A 21,147-nucleotide genomic window follows, 5' to 3' on the forward strand; every position below is an offset into this window, starting at 1 on the left:
CACAGCTTTTTTTACGATGGCGAGCTCCTCTTCGACGTCTGCAATTCGCTGCGCCCTTGCCTGTAATTCTTTTTCTTGTTCCAACAGTCGCTGCTCGAGTTCACGAACCTTTTCCGCACTGTTTACAGGTTCATTCCCGAACTCCCGATACTTTGCCAGCCAGTTGTGCAGTACGCCAGGGGAGATGCCCAGCTCCTCACCAATCTCCACCACCGTCTTCGTCTGTTCCTGAATATACTTGACCGTTTCTCTTTTAAACTTTTCATTGTACCGTTGCCGTTGTTCACCCATGTGAACACCTCCTCGTTAAGTTCATTATTCATACTCTCTTAACGGGTGTCCACTTTTTATTCTACTTTCATTTTTCCACTTAGCCTGCTGAGCGCGGGGGGCTCGGGCCAATTAGCGTTACTTTTTCCACTTAGCCTGCTGAGCGCGGGAGGCTCGGGCCAATTAGCGTTACTTTTTCCACACTTTTTTATTCGGCATGTGATTGTCTGTATGTGCTGGGAGAAATGCCGGTTAACCGCTTGAACGCTCTGCGGAACGAATGCGAGCTGTTGTAGCCTACCCGTGCTGCAATCTCATCCACCGTGTACCGGCTGTCCTTCAGCAGGACCGCCGCCTGATCCATCCGCACTTTGATCAGATGATCGGAATAATTCACGCCGGTCACCTCCTTGAACAGCTGGGAAATATATTTTTCCGGCCGCTCCACATGTTCAGCTACCCGGTACAGGGTTAGTTCGGAGTCCGAATACATATCCTCGGTGTACTGGTAGATCTGCTTAATAATCTGAGTGTGCGCATCTTTCTTTTTATTGGTGATGTATCCGCATAACCCCTCCATGATGGCATGAAATCCGGCCTGGATGTGGTCCAGCGGCTCCGTGGAGCTGATGTCAATGATCCGCCGTTTGGCACTTTCGAACAGCGGGGATTCCATGAAGGTTTTTTGGTCCAGCAGCTTGAGAAAGGTGCCCTTCATCTCCCCGATCAGCTGATGCTTCATCTCAATGGACAGCTCCCGTTCACCAAGATTCTGTGCAAAGATCGCATCGATGATACGTGTGGCTTCGGCCAGTTCCCCGGCACGCAGCGTGCTGATCAGCCGCTGCTCCGTATCCAGCGGATAGTAGTAGGTCGTGTTCTCGATTTGCGCCTCATGATTCCACAGGATACCTTTCTTGTTCATATACACGGCGTATTCCAGCGCCTGCTTCGCCTGCTCAAAGGACCCGCTGACCTCTGTAACTGAAGCGAAATAGCTCCCGAACCCGGCCTGGACTGAAATCCGGTATTCCTTCAGGACCAATTGCGTAAGGTTCTCCATAATGTGCGTAACCGCCACTTCCTGGTCCGCTGCAGATTCCCCGGAGCCGGAGAAAAACAGGCAGACCATTTTGTCCGAGCCCATGTCGGCCATGGGGAGCGGTCCGGTTAGCGCAGCAAGCGCCTGCTTCACCAGCAGCCGGGCGGCGTTCAGCTCATTGAGGATCTCCACACTGTCCATGCCGGAGTAGCCGTTGATCTGGATGATCCCGGCATAGCCGGTTCCCTGATTCAGCCCGATATCCGCCTGGGCGGCAGCAGAGACAATTTCCTCCCGCGACTCAAATTCCCCGGCAATCAGCCGCTTGATAAAAGCATCCCTGACTAATGGAAGCTGGCGGTGAAGCTCGCTTTCCAAAAGCTTGTTCTTGGTAATCATATTGGCAATATTCCCGCTCAGGAAGTCGAACTCACTCTGCTCCACCGTTTCTTCTTTGCCGAACTGCTCCTTCATCACACTGAGCATCCGGTTAATCGGAGCACTGTTCCGGTAAGCAAGCACAAGTCCGGCCAGCAAACCAAGGAACAACGCGCCTCCGGTGATCAGCCAGGACATGTATTTGATCTTATTGGCATTCTCCAGCAGAATACTGCGGGGGATTCCCGCCTGATACACCCAGCCATTCGTATCTGAACGGGTGGTAATCACGAGATCATCCTGGTAAAACTGGCTCACCTTGCCCTTGTCGAACGAGGAATCCGCGTTCAGCCTGCTCATATACGGCTCATCTTTCCCTTGCAGCACGATGGTCTTCCCGTCTGCATCGCTGATATGAACCCAGCCCCCGTAACGCTCGGTCAGGCCGGACAGCAGGCTGGCAATGATTTTCTCATCGATAATCACGACCACAACGGCAGGAGAAGAATCATTGAAGCTGTCGAGCGGCAGCGACTGCATGTAGGTGATGACCGAGGTTTGTGCACCTTTGCTGACAAAAGCGCTTAGCGGCCTGATTTCACTCCGGTGGGTTTTCTCTAGTACCTGCTTCTTCCACTCTGCCTGCGGCAGATCGTTATAGTGAAAAATCTCATAGTAATGCTCGGGGCGGTAAGAGGAGCCTGGGGTTAGGACCAGATCGTAATTGGCGAGATAAATATAATAATCCTGCAGAAAATCATTTGTCTGACCGAAGGTCAGAACATTGCGCATGGTCCTCCAGATTCCGTAAACATTGGTCTCCCGGCCGCGTTCATTCAGCAGCACGTTCAGTTCAGGATTCACCGCCAGCTGTCTTGTCAGCCCCTCCACCTCGGCCATCCGCCGCTCCAGAATTTCCTGGCTTTTTTGCAGCTGGATCACACTGTTCTCAATGGAGATGGACTCGGTTACAGCAATCGATGTGCGGTAAGACATGTAGCCGCCTATGCTTGGAATAATTAGAATAACGATGTAGGAGATTAGAAATCTGCGGAAAACCTTGGAGTATTTGAGCATCGCTTGATTCTCCTCTCAGTTGGTAGCGCTCACATAGCATAAGCTTAAAACAATTTGCCTCACAGTCAAGTCTTTGTCCTCTATCAAGAGTCCGCATCACCAGAAACCATTGCTGCTCCGGTTCCTTCTCATACAGGTTTTAAGTCATTAATCTCCTGTTTTCATTGCCTGGGAAATGATGTGCAAGCTGCGGCGAATTTTTCCAGACTCATTATATTTTGAAAAGGAGCCGTTGCCGGCTCCTTCTGTTCATCTGCTCCTATCCTGATAAAACCATCAATGCGGAAATTGGCGGCTATTCGCTCAGCTCTTCACCGCCTCCAGCTCTATCCTTGTATGCATGGGCGGTGGAAGCTTCAAGTATATCCTTGAATGCCCAGTGTGTAAGCGGCACATCGCTCCATGGGGAGGCTTTTGCTCCGAAGAGCGGGCCTCTGCCAAGAGCTCTGTTAACAGCCGTAACAGCTTCGGCACGGGTCAGCGCCTTGCCGGGACGGAAAGTGCCGTCTGCATAGCCATTCAGGATACCTGCTCCCTGTGCCTGAAGAATGGCTGATAATGCCCAGTGACCAGCGGCAACATCCGTAAATCCTCCTCCTGGGACATCATTACTCTTGCTCAGTTGTGCGGCCAGACTGGCCATTTCTGCACGCGTAATCTGCTCTTTCGGCTTAAAGCTGCCATCGGGGTAGCCGGTCATCAAGCCCATTTCCACTGCGCCCGCTATAGCTTCCGCCGCCCAATAACCGGCGGGGACATCGCTAAAGGCTGCCGCCGCTCCTTGCTTCTCCCCGGCGGCGGCCTTGAAGAGCAATGCCGCCATCTCGGCACGGGTAATCTTCTGATCCGGCTTGAAGGAGCCATCCGGATAACCGCTCATGTATGCCGAATGCTTCATCACCGCATCCTGCTCAGCTTGCGGAGAAGCACTTGGAGCAGGAGTGGCTGATGGAGACGCGGATGGGGCCGCAGATGGGGCCGCTGTAGCCACCGGTCCCGGATTGACCCGACCCGGAGTTTCCGTGGAGTCAGCCGACGGTGTTGGTGTTGATATTGGCGTTGAGGTTGGCGTCGGCGATGGGGTCGGTGTTGGTGTTGGTTGTTCACCCGGATCTGTGCCACCTGCGCTGACAGTGAATTTCAACTGGTCTGCAAACATCAGCGTACCCGATTTCTTCACTGCCTTCAGCACGTGAGCACCGTCTGTCAGCTTTTCAAGGCTGAACAGGTTCTGCAGAATCTGCCGGTTATCGCTGTAGGCGCTCACGGTCTGAACGGGTGCCCCGTCCAGGTAGATTTCCATATTGCCCATATCGGGCCCTTTAGGTCCAAGCAATGCGATTCCGGTCCCGCTGAACGTATACTCGAAATAATCACCGTCTGTCTCCGTAAAGTGAACATCATTCTGATAATCGCCATTGAAGGAAAATTTGAGCTGGAGACTGCCCCCGGACTGCGCGTCGAGATACGCAGCCTTAAGCGTTACAGTATCTCCTGTAAGTGTATAATCCGTGCCCTCTGCCAGCTTATAGGCGCCCTGGCTGATGCCGCCGAACAGCTCCGGCTGACGCAGCAGCTTCACTTCGATATCAGCGGGGGCAGCTTTGTCAAAGGCGGCTTCCACCGGGCTCACCAGGTCGGGTATTTCCACCTTAAGCATATCCAACAGCATGAAGGTGCCTGATTTTTTCACGGCCTTCAGAGTATGGAAGGCTTCGGGCAGGCCTGTAATGCTGAACAGATTCTGCTGAGCCTGACGTCCGTCATGGTAGGCGCTGACTGTTTGCTGGAACTGATTGTCCACGTAGATATCCATGTCGCCTTGTGAAGTATCCGTTTCGGTATACAACTGAATGCCTGTGCCTCTAAAGGTGTATTCGAAGGAATCGCCATTTTTCTCGGTGTACTGTACATCATCCTTGTAGTCGCCCATTCCTCTGCCGGTACTCCTTGACCAGGAGCCGTTGTAGACAATCGCCGGATCGTCATTGTTAATCATCGAGTAGCGGACCAAAGCGGAGCCGGTGATGTTCACCATCAGCCCCCCGCTTGCGCCTCCGTCAAAAAAGAACATGAGCTCCGCAGCGCCTGACGGCAGATTAAAAAGGTATTCCTTCTTAATCTTCACAACGCCTCCGCTGACGGTATAGTCGCTTCCTTTCACCAATGCCGACCCGCCGTTCTTGATCTCCAGCAGGGAGTCACTGCCCGCAGGCAGCGTTACCGCTACATCGGCCTGCTTGTCAGGCGCCTTGTCGAAGGTTCCTGTGACAGGGTTAAGCAGTTGATTGACGCTGATCTTCAGCGCATCCAGCAGCATATACTGGCCTGAGCCTTTGACAACCTTGAGCGTATGTTCTCCATCCGCAAGGCCTGTGGCACTGTAAACCACTTGCTGGACTTCCTTGGTCCCTGGGGTATAGGTGCTTACCGTCTGTGGACTCGCGGCATCATCCAGATAGACCAGCACATCCCCTTGCGAAGAATCCTTCTCCGTCAGCAGGTCAATACCCGTGCCTTTGAAGGTGTACACGAAGGAATCGCCTTCTGTCTCAGTGTAGTGCACATCCGCCCCGTAATCTCCGGCGGTTCTTCCGGACTGCGAGGACCAGGTGCCGTTGTACACGATGCCGCTGTCATTGTCGTTAATATACACCGAACGGGTAACCGGGTTCGGGGGAAGTTCTCCGCCCGGCTGTCCATCCCCGGGAGCTCCCGCCGAATCCGTGATCTTCACAGTGATATCCTGTGAACCTGGTGTCTGCTCTTTCCCTCCGTTACGCTGCCAGGCGCCGGTATAGCGGACATTTGTATCGTCGTCGTTGACGATAGAGGTGCCGCTCTTGGCTGTTACTTTGAGCATCCGGGAAGCATGGGGTTCCAGCACTCCGCCGCTGTAGCCCGTATCGAAGGTGCCCAGCTCGCTGCGGCTCCACAGATCGCGGACCGAAGCCGGCCCCGCAAGGCCAATGTCGCTCCATTTCACATCGACTGCGGCGCTGCGGCTGCCGAGGTTGAACAAGGCGACATTATAGGTTCCGTCGCCATTGTTGGCAAACCAGACCTGCTGCTGGGTATCCATCGACACCGGGTGAGCCGGATGCCCGGCCTGATTAACGGCGATTACCTCGTCGTTGGTCAGCAGCTCCAGGCCATAATCATCCAGCCGGGTCATATCGTTGCCGAGATAGAGCTGTGCCGCAGATACCGCCCAGAAGGTCATGGCCGTCTTCCGCTCATCCTTCGTCAGTCCGTCCATGGCACCGTTCCCGACATTCAGGGAATCAAAATCATTCCAGCCGCCGGGACCGGCATCTCTCCACCAGATGGCCGCGTCCGGGAACAGCCTGGCAATATTGGCCCACTGGGTCAATCCGACGCTGCTGTCATAGGACTCCACATCCCACTGAATCCGCCAGCCGTTGGCATATTTTTTCCAGAAGTCCACATAGTTGTGGTCCAGCGCCCATGAAAGCTCGAACCAGATATCATGCTTCGCCAGCGCCTTGGACCAGGCCTCGACATCTCCGCGTGCATCACGGCTGAGATTGTTGATGCCCGACCCTGGAGTCACACTGTCGAACTTCACGAAGTCAATGCCCCATTCCCTAAGAAGATCGGCAATCGAGTCGATATACTTCTGGGCGCAGGGGTTGCTGAAGTCGATTTTATAGGTGTAGGAGTTCCAGTAATCCATAATTTTTAGCGGCTGTACCGCAATATCGCGTACCCGGCATTCCCCATTCGTTCCGTAGATTTCAAGGTCATTGTTATACGCTTCAATCGACAGGCCCGGAATCAGATAAATTCCGATCTTCTGCCCGTTGTTATGCACATAATCAATAACCTCCTGAAAACCGTCCGGATAACGCTCAGTGTTCGGCAAAGGCCGCCCGTATTCATCCATACCGCCATTCCAGCCTGCATCAATATTAATATACTCATAGCCGTGCGCTTGCAGCTTCTCGTGCATGGCGTCAGATTGCTTCTTGATGCTCTCTGCCGATATCCAGTTGCCGGCTGGATCATACACCTGCATACTGTAGCTGCTCCAGCCCATATATGGCTTCTGCGCCAATGCTTTGTCCGCTGCCTCCGCCGCGTTCCTTGCAGTTCCCGCCACTCCGGCCTGTACAGCCACCATCATAAACAGCAGCAGACTGATCCCGATCTTTTTAGCCAAAGACTTCAAATCTCCCAGCTCCCCTCGCAGTTTATAAAGCGCTTTCCTTTTCTGCCAGACTCATCAGCACGGAAACCGCTCCGAATGATAGCGCTTTCCATACGAGAAGATCATAGGGGGAGCCGCCCCGTTTGAATAGGTACAATTGCGGTGTTCGGCGTACACCTCCCCCGGTTCCCAGGGGGCAAATCCCGTTAGAACAGCCAAATTTCCTTAGGAGGTATTTATACCTCTCATTTCACTCCGTACGCCGGAAACCCCGAATTCAGAGGTATTTATACCTCTCATTTCACTCCGTACGCCGGAAACCCCGAATTCAAAGGTATTTATACCTCTCATTTCACTCCGTGGCCCGGAGGCGCCGAATTCAGAGGTATTTATACCTCTCATTTCACTCCGTACGCCGGAAACCCCGAATTCAGAGGTATTTATACCTCTCATTTCACTCCGTACGCCGGAAACCCCGAATTCATAGGTATTTATACCTCTCATTTCACTCCGTAGCCCGGAGGCGCCGAATTCAAAGGTATTTATACCTCTCATTTCACTCCGTGGCACGGAAGCGCCGAATTCAAAGGTATTTATACCTCTCATTTCACTCCGTACGCCGGAAACCCCGAATTCAGAGGTATTTATACCTCTCATTTCACTCCGTACGCCGGAAACGCCGAATTCAAAGGTATTTATACCCCTCATTTCACCCCGTAGCCCGGAAACGCCGAATTCAGAGGTATTTATACCTCTCATTTCACCGTTCAGTAGGACTACGTGCTTACCTGCCATTAAATTTTCGTACGCCGCCGTTTGTCTCAATCATCATTTTCTATACAAAAACCCCGAGGGGGTATAATCCCCTCGGGGTTCCGAGCTTCTCTCAAGCTTTCTCAGGTACTCTTAATCTCACTCAGACCCACTCAAGTACTCTTAAGATCACTCAATCTCACTCAATCTCACTCAATCTCACTCAATCTCACTCAAGATCACTCAAGATCACTCGAGCTCGCTTAATCTCACTCAGGATCACTAAAGCTCGCTTAATCTCTCCCAATCTCTCTCAAGCACTCACCAATCAACACAACTGTACAACTACACCGGCTCTTCGACAGGATGCTCCTCAGCAGACTGAAGATTATGGAGCAGCCGGGGCTTCACTTCGTTCACCACTTCCTGAAAACGGTCACACAGAAAAATCAGCTGATCGATTTCCTTCCGGCCCACTTTCTCGATGATCTCATTTAGAACACTGGAATAACGGGCCAAATTCATCTGCAGAACGGCCTGGCCCTTCTCCGTTAGACAAATGTAGATCACTCTGCGGTCCGAGGTGGACATCACCCGCCGGGTATATCCCTTCTCTTCCATGCTGCTGATCATTTGCGAAGCGGTAGGCCTGCTGATCTGAAGCAGCTCGCTTAATTTGGAGATCATCACCCCTGGGGAGGCCTCCTTCTCCTGCTCCGCTTTTTGCATGCTGGCGTGAATCACGAACATTGTCAAAAATTCCGCACGCGGAATGGAGGCAAACAGTTGGGGACGCGTAGTCAGACGTTTTATATTTTCCAGTGCAATGAGCAGCTTTCTCTCTTGACTGTCCTGGGTATCCATAAGGCACCTCCGGTTAATGGTTGGGAGCAGAGGATGGAAAACAACCTCATTTTATTTAGATTACCTACCTATTTTACAAAAATCAAGGAAAACTCAACTTAATTTATTAAATTTCAAAAAATATTTAGTTGTACTATGCTTTTATTTTTTGTATGATACATAAAAGATAGTTTGGCTACCTAATTAGAATGAAGGAGAGGAATCATTGTGGAGCATCTCACGCAAAAGAAAAAAGTTACCATTATGATCGCATTAATGGCGGCTATGTTTTTCGCGGCAATCAACCAGACGATTGTAGGCACCGCGATGCCGCGCATTATTGCGATGCTGGGAGGGATTGAGCATTACACCTGGGTCATCACCATCTATATGCTCACCTCCACTATCGCTACCGTGCTTGTCGGCAAGCTGTCCGACATTTATGGCCGCAAGCCGTTCTTGCTTGCCGGGATTATTATTTTCGTGATCGGGGCTTTCCTGTCGGGACTGTCGGCCAACATCTTTCAAATGATCACTTACCGCGGGATTCAGGGGATCGGCGGCGGGATTCTGATGTCCGCGACGGTAACTGCCGTAGGGGATTTGTTTGCTCCAAGGGAAAGAGCCAAGTGGACGGGAATTATGATGGCAATGTTCGGATTCTCCAGCGTCATCGGGCCTACCCTCGGGGGCTTCATGATTGACCATATGGCCTGGAAGTGGATCTTCTGGATCTTCCTGCCGCTGGGCATTGTGGCCTTTGTCATGATCTGGAGAATGTTTCCCAAAACGACACGCGCCGCTTCCGAGTCTATCGACTATCTGGGATCGGTTTTCCTCTCGCTCAGCATTGTGGCCCTGCTGCTCGGATTCTCCTGGGCAGGCACCCAATATGACTGGGGATCCCCGCAAATTCTCAGCCTGTTCGCAGCAGCGGTGGTCTTCGCGGTCATTCTGATTCTGATCGAGCGCAAAGCCAAAAGCCCGGTGCTGCCGCTCTCGCTGTTCAAAAATTCGATCATATCCCTGTCGATGATTATCGGCTTCCTGATGAATGCCGGCATGATGGGCGCGATGATCTATCTGCCGTTCTTCGTGCAGGGCGTGGAAGGTGTATCGCCTACCAATTCCGGCTTCATCAATATGCCGATGTCCCTGATGATGATTGTGCTGAGTACACTGGTCGGCCGCTGGATTTCCAAATCGGGAAAATACAAGCGTTATGCCCTGATCGGCATGCCGTTTATGGTCGCGGCGATGCTCATCATGGCCTTTATGAACAGTATTGCGATGGCCGTGGCCAGCATGATCATCTTCGGGATTGGTCTGGGCCTTGCCATGCCGGTGTTTACATTAACCGTGCAGAACGCGGTTGCACCCGCCATGCTGGGTGTCGCTACCGCCACCTCAACGCTGTTCCGCAACCTGGGCGGCACGATCGGTATTGCCATTATGGGGACGGTTATGAATACAACCCTGACCCATAAGCTGGAGAATGCAGTTCATTCCGGGCAGGGTCCCGATATGTCCAAACTTGATGCAGAATCCGCCCGGCAGCTGTCGGCGTTCATGAATCCGCAAATGCTGCTGGATCAGCCCAAGCTGAAGGAGCTGCATGCGACACTGCCGGAACAGATCCGGCCTCTCTTCAACCAGCTGATTGAGATGCTGCGGTCCGCCCTGAGCGATTCCTTGACCGTTGTATTCCTAAGCGGTACAGCGCTTCTGGTCATAGCGGCACTTCTGGTGGTATTCCTCAAAGAGATTCCGCTGCGGTCCAGCGAAGCCAGAACAGAGGTCAAAGCCGGGGAAAACGCAGCAGACAGCAAACTGAAGGAGCAGGCGCCTGCTGTGCAATAAGCATGGAAGGTAGTTTTATAAAGTGAAGGTAGTTTATAGAGTGAAGGTAGTTTATAGGTTGAGGGCAATTTATAGAGTGAAGGTAGTTTATCGGGTGAGATGTCCCAAATCAGCGTAAGCTGCGGGGCATCTCTTTTTTATATATGCGCGGGTTAAAATTCGTCCTGCCGGTTGTTCAACTGTTCAAAATAATCATACACGCTGTTCAGCAGCTGCCGAAGGGTGTCGCTCGGCTCCTTGCCCAGATAATCAATCATTCCCTTAAAGGTTTCATGGGTTCTCACCGTAACCAGCTCTGCCAGGTGCTCACCCCGGTCCGTCAGCGTAATCTCGCTGATCCGGCGGTCCTGGGCATCTGTAGTGCGGATGGCGTATCCTTGGGAAATCAGACTATTGACCATTTGGGTAACTGTGGGGGAAGTGACCTTAAGCTGCTTGCTGAGATCGGAGACGGTCTGCCCTTTCCTGCCTTCCCGTTCATTTCCCTGTCTGATCGATACCAGCATCCGGAGCTCGCTTGGCTTCAGACTGGATATGGAGTTCCTGCGCCAATTCAACCGGGAAAATTGCTGGAACGCTTCTATTAAAGCATCAATATTTTCATAGTCGTCCATTTCGTCTGTCATCGGTACACCTCATATGCTCAATTATCATAGTAATTATAGCCTAAACGCTTCGTAAAAAAAATTCGCCCGCACACAGGGGCAGGCTTGTCTTATTCTGATGCTTCTTCAAGAATGGCTGTATTGAATTTCCGCAATAGCTCTCCAAAAATCACACGTTCCCCATCGCTCCAATTGCTGAGCATTTTGCCGATGCTGTCCTGCCGTGCCTTCTTGTTCTCGTTCAGCACTTCGAGGCCAGCTTCCGTCATTTCCAGCGAATACGCCCGGCCATCAATGGGGTCAGGGATGCGCCTTACATATCCTTTTTGCTCAAGCGCTGCCGCCTGTCTGCTGACCGTCGAAATATCCAAGTGGAATTCATCGGACAGCGCCTTCACCCCGGCCGAGCCGTAGGAGTCGATTTGATACAGCAGCAGATAGGCGGAGCGGTCCAGATTGCCGGTTTTTTTATAAGTGGTCATTGAAACCAGGCGGCGCACCAGGATGGCCATCTCCAGCTCTATGACATCAACTGCATTATTCATGGCGTTGTATCCTTTCTTCTTAAGTTGAATCTACATATTATGATCATTGACATTACCATCCCCGCTTGTATAATACAAGTATATACTTTCATTATACAAGTTATTTTCCGGAAAGATAAGCTGCGGAGGGACATTATGAAAGCTCATGAATTTATGATCAGACAAGTATACAAAGTCAAGGAAGCCGATACGGTGCGGACCTTTATCGAACGCTGTATTCAGTTCCGCATCAGCGGCATGCCTGTGGTCAATGATAGAAATGAAATCGTCGCCTATTTAAGCGATGGGGATATCATGCGTTATATCGGCAGACATGAAGATCTGATCGTCGATTCTTTTTTTCAGATCAATGTATTTGTGGGGGATAATGAGGAGTTCGAGGAACGGACCCGCAGACTGCTGGACCTGAATGTAATGGATATCGCCAAGAAGAAGGTCATCACTGTTCCGTGGGACGAAGATATTGAAAGAATTGCAACCATTCTCGGCAAAAAACAGATCAAAAAAGTCCCGGTCGAGCGGAACCGGGTGCTTGTCGGCATTATCAGCCGCGGCGATGTCATCCGTCACAGCTTTAAAACCCTGCTCTAACCCGGATCGGGGCCATCCGATCCGTTCAGCCTCCGGCTGCCTGTCAACAGATTACCTGTTCCAGCCGGAGCCGCTTCAGCTTTGCCAGCTTCATGTTATCCCCGCACTCCACACACTAGAGGCCTCTTCCTTATTTCTCCGGCTCCTGGCCGCACAGCCCATAGAAAAAGACATGGAACAGCTCATCCAGGAATTGATTCTTGTCCTTATGCTTCGCCGCACTGTCCAGTATTTCCCCGGAGCTCTTGATATACATCTGGATCATCACCAGCACCGCTTCCACGGATACCTTTTGCGAAATTTCTCCGCTGGCCTTGCCCTCCTCCACCATTTGGACCATCAGCGGCGTGACCCTGTCATCATACTGCTGCTGGATATACTGGTACATCGCCTGATCATCGAACAGGATCTCTTTGACAAGTCCAGGGCTCAGGTTAGAGTAAGTTTCCTTATCCTTGAGAATAAAATAGGTGATCCGCTCCTTCAAGGTTTTCTGCTGCCGCATCTCTTCTTCGAACTCCAGAAGGGATTCCTCCACAAAATCCTTAAAGGACTCGCTGATCAGCGCCTCCTTGCTGCCAAAATAATTATAAATCGTCACCTGGGATACCCCTGCCGCCTTGGCAATATCGGCGATCCGCAGTTTTTTGATCTCCCAAGTCTTCAGCAGCTCCATGGTTGTCTTCATGATTTTATTTTTGATCAGGGCTGCTCTCTTCTCAAAACCGTTCATCTTCGTCCTCCTAAGCGGCCTATATAGAAAATATGCTATTCCAAAAATAATGAAATATAAAAGACAAATAATTTCATAATTATATTGACTTCGCCTAATCCCAGGACTATTATAACATATGAAATAATCAAGCAATAATATTTCATCATTTGTTGCGGAGGTGGCGTCATGCTGAAGGTTGAAGGGCTCAGCAAGCGGTTTGCAAATGGCAGAGGCATTGACAATGTATCATTCACAGTACATCAAGGCGAGGTGTTCGGATTCCTGGGACCAAACGGGGCGGGTAAATCCACAACCATCCGCCACATCATGGGGTTCATGCAGCCGGATCGCGGCTCGGTGACGATTGGCGGGCTAGACGCCTGGAAGGGGCAGGGAACGGTGCAGAAGCTGACCGGGTATTTGCCGGGAGAGATTAACTTTATCGACGGCATGACCGGCACAAGCTTTCTCGATTTCATGACCTCGATGCAGGGCGTGAAGGATACCTCCAAGCGGAACCGCCTGATCCAGCGCCTGCAGTTCGATGCCGCTACGCCCATCCGCAAAATGTCCAAAGGCATGAAGCAAAAGGTCGGCATTGTGGCCGCCTTCATGCACAGCCCGAAGCTCATTATTCTGGATGAGCCGACCTCCGGTCTGGACCCGCTGATGCAGCGGGTATTTATCGAGCTGGTATTGGAGGAAAAAGCAGCGGGAACCACCTTTCTGATGTCCTCGCACAGCTTTCAGGAGATTGAGCGCACCTGTGACCGGGCGGCGATTATCAAGGACGGCCGGATTGTCACCGTCAAGAATATCCACGAGCTGCAGTCCATGCAGCGCAAGCTGTTTGAGGTGGTCTTTGCAACACAGGAGGATGCCGGAAGGTTTGCCGCTTCGGGACTGCAGGTCGAATCGCATGAAGGCAACCGGGTGCGGATCGCCATTCAAGGCGATTATGCGGCATTTACACAGGAGCTGGCCCAATATGCCGTACGCAGCATCGACATCTCTACGCAGAATCTGGAGGACATTTTCATGAACTATTATGACCGGGACCGCGAGGTGAATGCAGAATGAACTTTTCACTCTATAAAGAAATGATGCGGGTTAATCTGAAGGGGATTATGAATTACGCCATGGGTTCAGCTTTTTATATGCTGTTCATGATCTGGCTGTATCCCGGTCTTGGCGACAGTACAGCAGCCATAGATGAACTGGTCAAGGCGATGCCGGAAGGCGTAGGCAATGCGTTCGGGCTGAACAGCGGCTTTGCAAGTGCCGAGGCTTTTATCTCCGGGGAATATTACGGGCTTATTCTCGTTCTGATCCTGTCCATCGTCTGTGTGCAGCTCTCTACTCAGCTTATCGCCCGGCTGGTGGACCGCGGTTCTATGGCCTATCTGCTGGCCACTCCGACCACGCGCCGCAAGGTGGCCTTCACGCAAGGCATGGTGCTGGTCACCTCTCTCTTCATAATATTGGCGGTCACCCTGCTGGCGGGGTTTGCGGGCAAAAGCTGGTTTCTCGGCACTAAATATGAATTCGACATGAGCCGCTTCACCCAGCTGAACACCGTGGCCTTCATGCTGTTTTTCGCCATCGGCGGGCTGTGCTTCCTGGTCTCCTGCGCCTGCAATGACGAGAAGAAGGCGCTGGGTATCTCCGGTGCGGTCACCTTCGGCTTCTTCACGCTCGACCTTCTCGGCAAAATCAGCGATAAGCTCGACGTGCTGCGCTACTTCACCCTGTTCAGCTTCTACCGCCCCGCCCATATTGTGCAGGGCACAGCCGAAGTGACGCAGATTTGCCTCTGGCTGCTGCTGATCGGACTTGCGGCTTTTGCCGCAGGCATCCAGATCTTCCGGCGGCGGGACCTGCCGCTGTAAGTGGATCAGGCGGCGCTGCTTAGGCGGCGCTGCTTAGGCAGCGTCTGCACCGGGCAGCACGCCCCTCCGGCAATGGCCGGTTCATCATTCAGTTGCGGCCCCCTCCTTTTTGTGTCATTGTAATATCAGGTTTAGATTTGACCTCTTTACCTGATCGGGATACTTATCAATAAGGAGAGACCCTTGTGCTGCCTATTCATGAACTTATACCTAATTCCAGAACCAAAGAGATGTACTTATCTGTCCGAAAAAAAGGGACCGTATCCAAACAAACACTGCTGGAGGAAAGCGGCCTGACTGTCAGCACCTTGACCCGGATTCTTGACGAGCTGCTTGCCCAGAACCTGCTGCTGGAGGTAGGCTTCGGGGAATCCACGGGCGGCAGACGGCCCACCCTATATGAAACCAATCCCGCCTATGGCTATGTCTTCGGCCTGGAAATCTCCCGGACGTTTTCCAGGCTGGTGCTTGCAGATCTCCATCTAAATCTGCTCAATGAATATTCATGGCCTATGGATGAGCAGGCCACGCCGGAACGCCTGATCGAATCGGTTCATGCCCAGGTGCTGCGGATGCTGGAGCAAGCCTCCATTGATATCAGCCAAGTTATCGGGCTTGGTATCGGAGCCGTCGGCCCCTTGGACCGCAAGGAAGGAATGATTCTGGAGCCAGCCGGCTTTGCAGCTCCGGGCTGGTCACAGGTTCCGGTCAAAGAACGGCTGGAGCAGCTTCTTGATGTGCCCGTGTGTCTGGATAATGGAGCCAATACCGCGCTGCTTGGCGAATATTGGGCCGGCGGCGACCGGCGGCAGCATCAGCTGCTCTATCTTCATGCCGGGATCGGGCTGCGCTCCGCGATTATGAACGAAGGCCGGATTCTCTATGGTGTCATCGACACGGAAGGGGCCGTCGGCCAGATGATCATTGAGAGCTCCGGCGTTCCTTCCAGCGTGCCGGGCGGCAATTCCGGCGCATGGGAATCCTATGTTTCTATCCGCACCCTGGAAATGCAGGCCCGGGAGGAATGGAAACGCGGCAGACCCACCTTGCTCCGTGAGCTGGCTGACCGCCCGGAGGATATTGAATTCGCACATTTAGTTGAAGCGTTGCAGGCCGGGGATTCTATGGTGCATGGAATATTCGGGCAGGCGGCAGCCTATTGCGGCATTGGTCTGGCCAATCTGATCAATATTCTCCATCCGGAGGAGGTCATTCTGGGCGGCCCCCTGTTCTCGGCTGCGGATTTCTTCTATCAGGAAGCCACAAGGACTGCCCTCGAGAAGACCTACTACCGCGGGCAATACAAGGTCCGCTTCACTCAAGGCAGCTTAAGCGACACGGCCGTCGCCGCCGGGGCAGCCGCCCTCATCCTGAATCAGCTTACCGGTTGAGGAGGCTGTGATCACCCCAAAGCCGTAAGGTTAGCCGCGGCTGGCAGCCTGTGCCAGCTCGGAGAGCCATTTTCCCCGCTCTCCTTCGGCTTTGGCGGCGATTCTTTTCAGCTTGTCCGCTCCGCCCCAGATCAAGTACACGATATGCTCCACCTCATGGCGCTTAAGGCCGCGAACTTGTTCCAGCAGCAGCCTGAGAATCCTGTCGTCTCCCAGATCGGCATCGATCTTCAGCTTCATCGAATCGCCGCTATGCAGCATACACTTCACCAGTGTAGGAATCGTCTCCGCGTTAACCCCATGCCGCCCGGCTATAGCGGCCGTGAAGCCGTTCTGAACAGACTGGTGTTCTTCGTCGACCTTCTCCATATATTGTTCTACCATTGGAAAATAAGCCCGATCCGTGAGTCCAAGGCCGAAGACCGCGTAACTGCCCGGCATGCAGCTTTTTTCCCCTTCTGTATCCGCATACCATTCGAAGGTTTCCATTGCCACCCCGGCGTACTCCTCCAGTAAAGGATGCAATGCCGGATACTCCAAGGCGTTGGCAAAGAACCGGTGCGTGCCCGACTTGGCCAGTCCTTTGACCGGAAGCCATTGCTTGACGGAGGATTTCAGCTTGATTTGATAGCTCTTAGGAAAACCCAAACTTAGCAAGCGGATAAGAAACCGGAGTGCACGTGCGTAGCTCTCCTCCGTTTCTTGCTTAATGGCTATGGTCACCTCGGCAAACACATCGTTGGCTGTGCATTCCACCAGTTCATCCCGAAGGCTGATATCTTCCCGGGCGAACATTCCGCTGCCTTCCACAGTCAGACGTTTGGCCCGGGCGCTTCCCAACTCGATAGCGCAATTCAACATCGCCAGCCCCACACTTCTGCTATAGGAAGGCTCATATTTCAGAATCAGGATTGCGGAATACAGCACCAGTTCGATTGGGCCTTGCTCGGTATGGTCCAGCCGGGCCTCACTTTTTCGCTTGTATTCTTTCTGCCACTCGGTTCCTGCATTATCGAAATAACGGGGCAGCCAATGATTCTCCACCCAATCCCGCAAAGCCCCGCTCAGATTGTTCCGGTGCTCGGCAAGATGTTTATTTCCTTTATTCACTTGTTGAATGTTCTCGAAAACAGAAATGACCCGGCCAGGGTCCGCCTCCGGGAACAGTCCCTCATCCAACAGGTGCCTGGACAGAAAAAACGTCTCCAAGGGTTTGGTCGGGTATTTTCCCGCTTCGAGCTTATTCCCGATATAGGCGGAGATTCGGTCCAGCAGCAGTTTCTTCTTCGCCTCGTCGACGTGTTCAAGAATACGAACGTTGACCCCGCCTTCCCGCACCCGGAACTTGCCGTCAAAAGTAAATTGATAATCGATTAACGCCGATGGCATCCCGTTCAATTTATGCTGCATATAGGAAGCAAGCTCAGGGACGATCTGCTCCCGCACTTGTTCCCCGGTCAGCCACTCGTCGGGTCCGGCCTTGCCTCCCGGCACCGTAAGATCAAGCTCCCCATCCGTCACGTCCACCCTGTCCCTGGCATATTCGAGCAGAGCGTGACCGTGAATCCCCACCTGCAGCGTTGTGCGTTTCACGATTTTTTCCGCGTCTTTATTACTAATATAAGCTGCCCATCTATCAATCTCCTGTTTCATTTCGTCCAAAAGCGTTTCCAGTGTGTGATCCATATTCATCCAAAGCTCCTTTATGCAGAGTTATAGATTTTTTACGCTCCCATACGGCTGGCTGCGGGTTACTTTTCTATCTTAGCCTGTCTCCGCAGACAGGACAATTAGGCGTTGGACTCAGTTCCGTTGGTTAATATAGTACAAGCTTTGTGTAAAAGTATAGCATTTGCCCGTTAGCCTAATAAGACATCCTATATAAATTGAACCGGCCAGAAATGCGATTTTGAGTTTGCTGCGGAACGATTGCCTGCGGAGATTGTCCAAGCTTTTCACGCCTTCCCTTAAAGTCTCTATGCTACGATTATGTCACTCCAGGCCCCAATTCGACAATGTGCGGCGCGGAGGACAGTGAAATGACCGTATGCCGGCCGTGGTTTCACCGTATGCCCCCCTTAACAGGAACAGCGGCAGCCACGGGCTAACGTCCCGGACTACCGCTGTTTTATCAAACTATGATGTTCCAGTTAATGATCGGGGGATGTTAATGAAGACTCTTTTCCCTCTTCAGAATGGATTCGGTATGGTTCAACATCCGGTTCAGGAGATTCCGCCGGCCCGTTCTATCCGGTATGCCTGTCTTCAATGCATCGCGGATGGGGACAACCTCAGTCCTACTGCTGCCGCTTGTCAGTCTCCGGTCCACGCCAGTCGGGATGTAATGGACGTTAGTGATATTCGTGTTTCCTTTTTGATCCTTTTGAATGGCGAGATTAAGAATGATTGCGCTTTGTGTATAAGGAATATTCATAAGTTTAGTCGACACAAAGTTACCCAGCGAGTAAATAACAAATTTTTTCTTTCCCCGGGATTCCAAGGGCTGGAGAACATGCGGATGAGATCCCAGAATGATATTGGCGCCATTTTTGAAGAAAAGGTTCACCAGCTGCTTTTGCCTCTTGTTGGGAGTATAGCGATATTCGTTTCCAAAATGCAGATACAGCAAAACCAGATCGGCCTTCTTTTTTAATGCCCGGATCTCCCGGTTGATTTTGCCGGTATCCATCCGGTTGACGAGCCACGGCCGGCTCGCCGGCACGGGAATCCTGTTGGTTCCTGCCGTATAGGAGAGGATTCCGATCTTAATCCCTTTTACGTTTTTGATCAGAACTTGCCTGGATTCTTCCAGTGACCTGGATGTACCGGTATGGCTGATTCCATGGCGGTCCAGCACCTGCAGCGTCCGGATCAGACCCGGGACTCCATAATCCATACAGTGATTGTTTGCTGTCACTAAGACATCGAACCCGGCTTTTTTTAGCGCGGGGGCCAGTTCATCCGGGCACTTGAATATCGGGCCGGAAGAGCGCAGCGTTTTCCGCGAGTTTGGCCCGTTGCCGGCAAAGGTGGTTTCAAGGTTTCCGATCGTCAGATCTGCCTGTTTCAGATATGGAGCCACCTTCGCAAACAAGGGGTCGAACGAATAGGTGCCGTCAGACTGTCTGGCCTCTGAAATAATATAACGTTTGACCATAAGGTCCCCCACAGCAGCTATTTGTATTTCCGTCATTCCATTCACCCTTTTGGCTTTTTCCATAGGATATGACAGAAAGCTGATATGGGTTAATATACTCAGATGACGATGCTTCTCCGTTCAATGCCGGCAGCTACCCCGCCCACCTGAACCCGGGTAATATCTCCGCGGTCGTTCAGGCTTAAACCAGCCTTAATCTCAGAAGGGCAGTTCATCGTATAGCCTTGCCTGAACACCGCTTGCTGAACCTGCTGTAGGGAAAGCTGCCCGTATTTATACAAATAACTGAGCAAAGCGCCGCTTGCAGTACCTGTAGCGCTCTCCTCGGGAATGTCATACAGCGGCGCAAAGTTCCGGCATTCAGCAGTGGCGCCATCCGGGGTATCAAGTGTGAACAGGTGGAAGCCGATGACGTTATACTTCTTGCTTATAGCTGTTATAGCGGCAAAATCCGGCTGTATCCCGGCTAACCGCTCACGGCTGTTGACCGGAACCAAGATATCCGGGAGCCCTGTGGAGACAATCTGTATGGGCAGCTCCCCGGCTAAATCCTCAATACGGATACCAAGTGACGCTGCTATTTCTGCTCTTGGCAAGGTTTCACCGAACTGCGGCAGCGCCTGCGACAGATAGACCTCCCCGCCACTGCTGATGCTGACCTCCAACAATCCGGCTTTAGTCTCCAGGGTATAAGTACCAGCCGTCTCCAGACCCAAGGAATACATCAGATAAAAAGCGGCAACCGTCGCGTGCCCGCACAAATCCACCTCACTGGCAGGGGTGAAATAACGTAGCTTATAATCGGCAAGCGCCGATTTTTCCACAAAAGCGGTCTCTGAAAAACCAACCTCCTTCGCCGTACGCAGCATTTCCGCTGCATTCATTAAGCCGGCATCCAGCACCACCCCTGCGGGATTTCCGCCCCTGCCATCTTTGGCAAAAGCATTTAAAGTGTACACTTCCACATTCATCTCCAGTTCGCCCTCCCCTGCGATTTCTAAGTGGCATAAAGCTGCTGCTTGTCCTAGAATGAGAATTATAGTTCATTATGGAAACGGGGACAATATGCGAAAAAAACACATCGTCCAAAAATTATACAGTCTATTTACCGGCGAACTGTTTGCTGTCATTATGTTTGCCGTGCTCTGGGTATTATATCTGCTAATGTTTGACTGGGCAGCAGCCTACTTAGCTTCTTTATCGTCTATTTTCATCTTTGTTGTCCTGGAGTTCATTCTGCTTCAAGGCAGCTATTACTGGTTCCTCAAGTGGAAACAGGTCCGGCGCAAGGATTATTCGGCTCTGCCCGCCCGGCAGCTGCGATGGTTCAGCTGGTTCCAGAAATGTAATCTGGCCTTCCTTGCCATTGCACTCTTGATTCTGCTCGATCAGATGGTGTCCCATTCGGTGGAGCGGTATTGGTTCTTGTTCCTGTATCTTTTTGCGCTGGTGGAGTATATCAACTACTATCATGTCCGGCTGTCTTTTATGAGCATTAGTGAAGTTAAAGAATTCATCCATCAAAAGGGATTTCGCAGCTCCAAGCTGGCAAAAGAATTGAAAAAGCGGTAAAGGGAGCGCCCCGCTGTCCGCGGGAGACGCTCCCTTATACCTGGTGCCACAGTCCATGTTCATCCTGAAGCCCGAGAAATCCCTGGCACAGCTCACAGAAGAACAGCATCGGCTCCGGCTGCGGCGGGTGCTGAATTCAGAGGTACTTTTACCTCTCATTCCGCCAATCTGCCCGCGTGTGCTGAATTCAGAGGTACTTTTACCTTTCATTTCGCCAATCTGCCCGCGTGCGCTGAATTCAGAGGTACTTTTACCTTTCATTCCGCCAATCTGCCCGCGTGCGCTGAA

General features: G+C 52.0%; 16 protein-coding genes. 6 read left to right on the forward strand and 10 right to left on the reverse strand.

Annotation, left to right across the window (positions count from 1 at the left end; translation table 11 throughout):
- The 4 genes from BLQ82_RS29015 to BLQ82_RS29060 form a co-directional block, all read right to left on the reverse strand.
- The coding region (locus BLQ82_RS29015) for a transposase (protein ID WP_074648789.1) at positions 1–291 on the reverse strand (291 nt) is incomplete at its 3' end.
- 187 nt (positions 292–478) lie between these two features.
- Positions 479–2,767 (reverse strand): helix-turn-helix domain-containing protein, encoded by a 2,289-nt coding sequence (locus tag BLQ82_RS29020; RefSeq protein WP_062519811.1) that lies wholly within the window; start codon positions 2,765–2,767, stop codon positions 479–481.
- 295 nt (positions 2,768–3,062) lie between these two features.
- Positions 3,063–6,950, reverse strand: coding sequence for a X2-like carbohydrate binding domain-containing protein (locus tag BLQ82_RS31190; protein ID WP_083351124.1), 3,888 nt, complete (start codon positions 6,948–6,950; stop codon positions 3,063–3,065).
- Between the two features lie 1,086 nt (positions 6,951–8,036).
- Complete coding sequence (locus tag BLQ82_RS29060; protein ID WP_062519817.1) at positions 8,037–8,555, reverse strand: MarR family winged helix-turn-helix transcriptional regulator; 519 nt, start codon at positions 8,553–8,555, stop codon at positions 8,037–8,039.
- Between the two features lie 207 nt (positions 8,556–8,762).
- Here BLQ82_RS29060 and BLQ82_RS29065 point away from each other — a divergent pair, with 207 nt between their 5' ends.
- Positions 8,763–10,394 (forward strand): MDR family MFS transporter, encoded by a 1,632-nt coding sequence (locus tag BLQ82_RS29065; RefSeq protein WP_082722529.1) that lies wholly within the window; start codon positions 8,763–8,765, stop codon positions 10,392–10,394.
- Between the two features lie 152 nt (positions 10,395–10,546).
- Here BLQ82_RS29065 and BLQ82_RS29070 read toward each other — a convergent pair whose 3' ends face one another.
- Complete coding sequence (locus tag BLQ82_RS29070; protein ID WP_062519820.1) at positions 10,547–11,020, reverse strand: MarR family winged helix-turn-helix transcriptional regulator; 474 nt, start codon at positions 11,018–11,020, stop codon at positions 10,547–10,549.
- A gap of 89 nt (positions 11,021–11,109) precedes the next feature.
- A complete protein-coding gene (locus tag BLQ82_RS29075) occupies positions 11,110–11,544 on the reverse strand; it encodes a MarR family winged helix-turn-helix transcriptional regulator (protein WP_062519822.1) in 435 nt (144 codons plus the stop codon).
- Positions 11,545–11,679: 135 nt separating this feature from the next.
- On the opposite strand from BLQ82_RS29075, the gene BLQ82_RS29080 reads away from it, so the two are divergent.
- Positions 11,680–12,135: a CBS domain-containing protein gene (locus BLQ82_RS29080; protein ID WP_062519824.1), complete on the forward strand. Its 456-nt coding sequence runs from the start codon at positions 11,680–11,682 to the stop codon at positions 12,133–12,135.
- 130 nt (positions 12,136–12,265) lie between these two features.
- Here the strand turns inward: BLQ82_RS29080 and BLQ82_RS29085 are convergent, their stop codons facing one another.
- Complete coding sequence (locus tag BLQ82_RS29085; RefSeq protein WP_062519826.1) at positions 12,266–12,868, reverse strand: TetR/AcrR family transcriptional regulator; 603 nt, start codon at positions 12,866–12,868, stop codon at positions 12,266–12,268.
- Positions 12,869–13,036: 168 nt separating this feature from the next.
- On the opposite strand from BLQ82_RS29085, the gene BLQ82_RS29090 reads away from it, so the two are divergent.
- From BLQ82_RS29090 to BLQ82_RS29100, 3 genes are all read left to right on the forward strand, one after another.
- Positions 13,037–13,930, forward strand: a complete 894-nt coding sequence (locus tag BLQ82_RS29090; RefSeq protein ID WP_062519828.1) for an ABC transporter ATP-binding protein — start codon at positions 13,037–13,039, stop codon at positions 13,928–13,930.
- Positions 13,927–14,739, forward strand: coding sequence for an ABC transporter permease subunit (locus tag BLQ82_RS29095; RefSeq protein ID WP_074648793.1), 813 nt, complete (start codon positions 13,927–13,929; stop codon positions 14,737–14,739). Before BLQ82_RS29090 ends, BLQ82_RS29095 begins: the two co-directional genes overlap by 4 nt.
- Before the next feature lie 185 nt (positions 14,740–14,924).
- Complete coding sequence (locus BLQ82_RS29100) at positions 14,925–16,130, forward strand: ROK family protein (protein ID WP_244281051.1); 1,206 nt, start codon at positions 14,925–14,927, stop codon at positions 16,128–16,130.
- Positions 16,131–16,160: 30 nt separating this feature from the next.
- Here the strand turns inward: BLQ82_RS29100 and BLQ82_RS29105 are convergent, their stop codons facing one another.
- The 3 genes from BLQ82_RS29105 to BLQ82_RS29115 form a co-directional block, all read right to left on the reverse strand.
- On the reverse strand, positions 16,161–17,816 hold the full coding sequence (locus tag BLQ82_RS29105; RefSeq protein WP_062519879.1) for a DUF6138 family protein: 1,656 nt from the start codon (positions 17,814–17,816) through the stop codon (positions 16,161–16,163).
- Positions 17,817–18,297: 481 nt separating this feature from the next.
- Positions 18,298–19,323 (reverse strand): CapA family protein, encoded by a 1,026-nt coding sequence (locus BLQ82_RS29110; protein WP_082722530.1) that lies wholly within the window; start codon positions 19,321–19,323, stop codon positions 18,298–18,300.
- A 62-nt stretch (positions 19,324–19,385) separates the two neighbouring features.
- Positions 19,386–20,258, reverse strand: a complete 873-nt coding sequence (locus BLQ82_RS29115; RefSeq protein ID WP_062519834.1) for a PhzF family phenazine biosynthesis protein — start codon at positions 20,256–20,258, stop codon at positions 19,386–19,388.
- Positions 20,259–20,352: 94 nt separating this feature from the next.
- On the opposite strand from BLQ82_RS29115, the gene BLQ82_RS29120 reads away from it, so the two are divergent.
- Positions 20,353–20,859 (forward strand): hypothetical protein, encoded by a 507-nt coding sequence (locus tag BLQ82_RS29120; RefSeq protein ID WP_062519836.1) that lies wholly within the window; start codon positions 20,353–20,355, stop codon positions 20,857–20,859.
- The last annotated feature ends 288 nt before the right edge of the window (positions 20,860–21,147 follow it).

It is taken from the genome of Paenibacillus jilunlii (assembly GCF_900102965.1).
In the GTDB taxonomy this organism is placed as follows: Bacteria; Bacillota; Bacilli; order Paenibacillales; family Paenibacillaceae; genus Paenibacillus_AQ; species Paenibacillus_AQ jilunlii.

What these genes read in the sequence shown, in the direction of transcription:
- BLQ82_RS29020 (WP_062519811.1), bottom strand. Translation starts at nt 2,767, where the DNA reads ATGCTCAAATACTCCAAGGTTTTCCGCAGATTTCTAATCTCCTACATC.
- BLQ82_RS29110 (WP_082722530.1), bottom strand. Translation starts at nt 19,323, where the DNA reads ATGACGGAAATACAAATAGCTGCTGTGGGGGACCTTATGGTCAAACGT.
- BLQ82_RS29105 (WP_062519879.1), bottom strand. Translation starts at nt 17,816, where the DNA reads ATGGATCACACACTGGAAACGCTTTTGGACGAAATGAAACAGGAGATT.
- BLQ82_RS29120 (WP_062519836.1), top strand. Translation starts at nt 20,353, where the DNA reads ATGCGAAAAAAACACATCGTCCAAAAATTATACAGTCTATTTACCGGC.
- BLQ82_RS29085 (WP_062519826.1), bottom strand. Translation starts at nt 12,868, where the DNA reads ATGAACGGTTTTGAGAAGAGAGCAGCCCTGATCAAAAATAAAATCATG.
- BLQ82_RS29115 (WP_062519834.1), bottom strand. Translation starts at nt 20,258, where the DNA reads ATGAATGTGGAAGTGTACACTTTAAATGCTTTTGCCAAAGATGGCAGG.
- BLQ82_RS29070 (WP_062519820.1), bottom strand. Translation starts at nt 11,020, where the DNA reads ATGACAGACGAAATGGACGACTATGAAAATATTGATGCTTTAATAGAA.
- BLQ82_RS29095 (WP_074648793.1), top strand. Translation starts at nt 13,927, where the DNA reads ATGAACTTTTCACTCTATAAAGAAATGATGCGGGTTAATCTGAAGGGG.
- BLQ82_RS29075 (WP_062519822.1), bottom strand. Translation starts at nt 11,544, where the DNA reads ATGAATAATGCAGTTGATGTCATAGAGCTGGAGATGGCCATCCTGGTG.
- BLQ82_RS29080 (WP_062519824.1), top strand. Translation starts at nt 11,680, where the DNA reads ATGAAAGCTCATGAATTTATGATCAGACAAGTATACAAAGTCAAGGAA.
- BLQ82_RS29060 (WP_062519817.1), bottom strand. Translation starts at nt 8,555, where the DNA reads ATGGATACCCAGGACAGTCAAGAGAGAAAGCTGCTCATTGCACTGGAA.
- BLQ82_RS29090 (WP_062519828.1), top strand. Translation starts at nt 13,037, where the DNA reads ATGCTGAAGGTTGAAGGGCTCAGCAAGCGGTTTGCAAATGGCAGAGGC.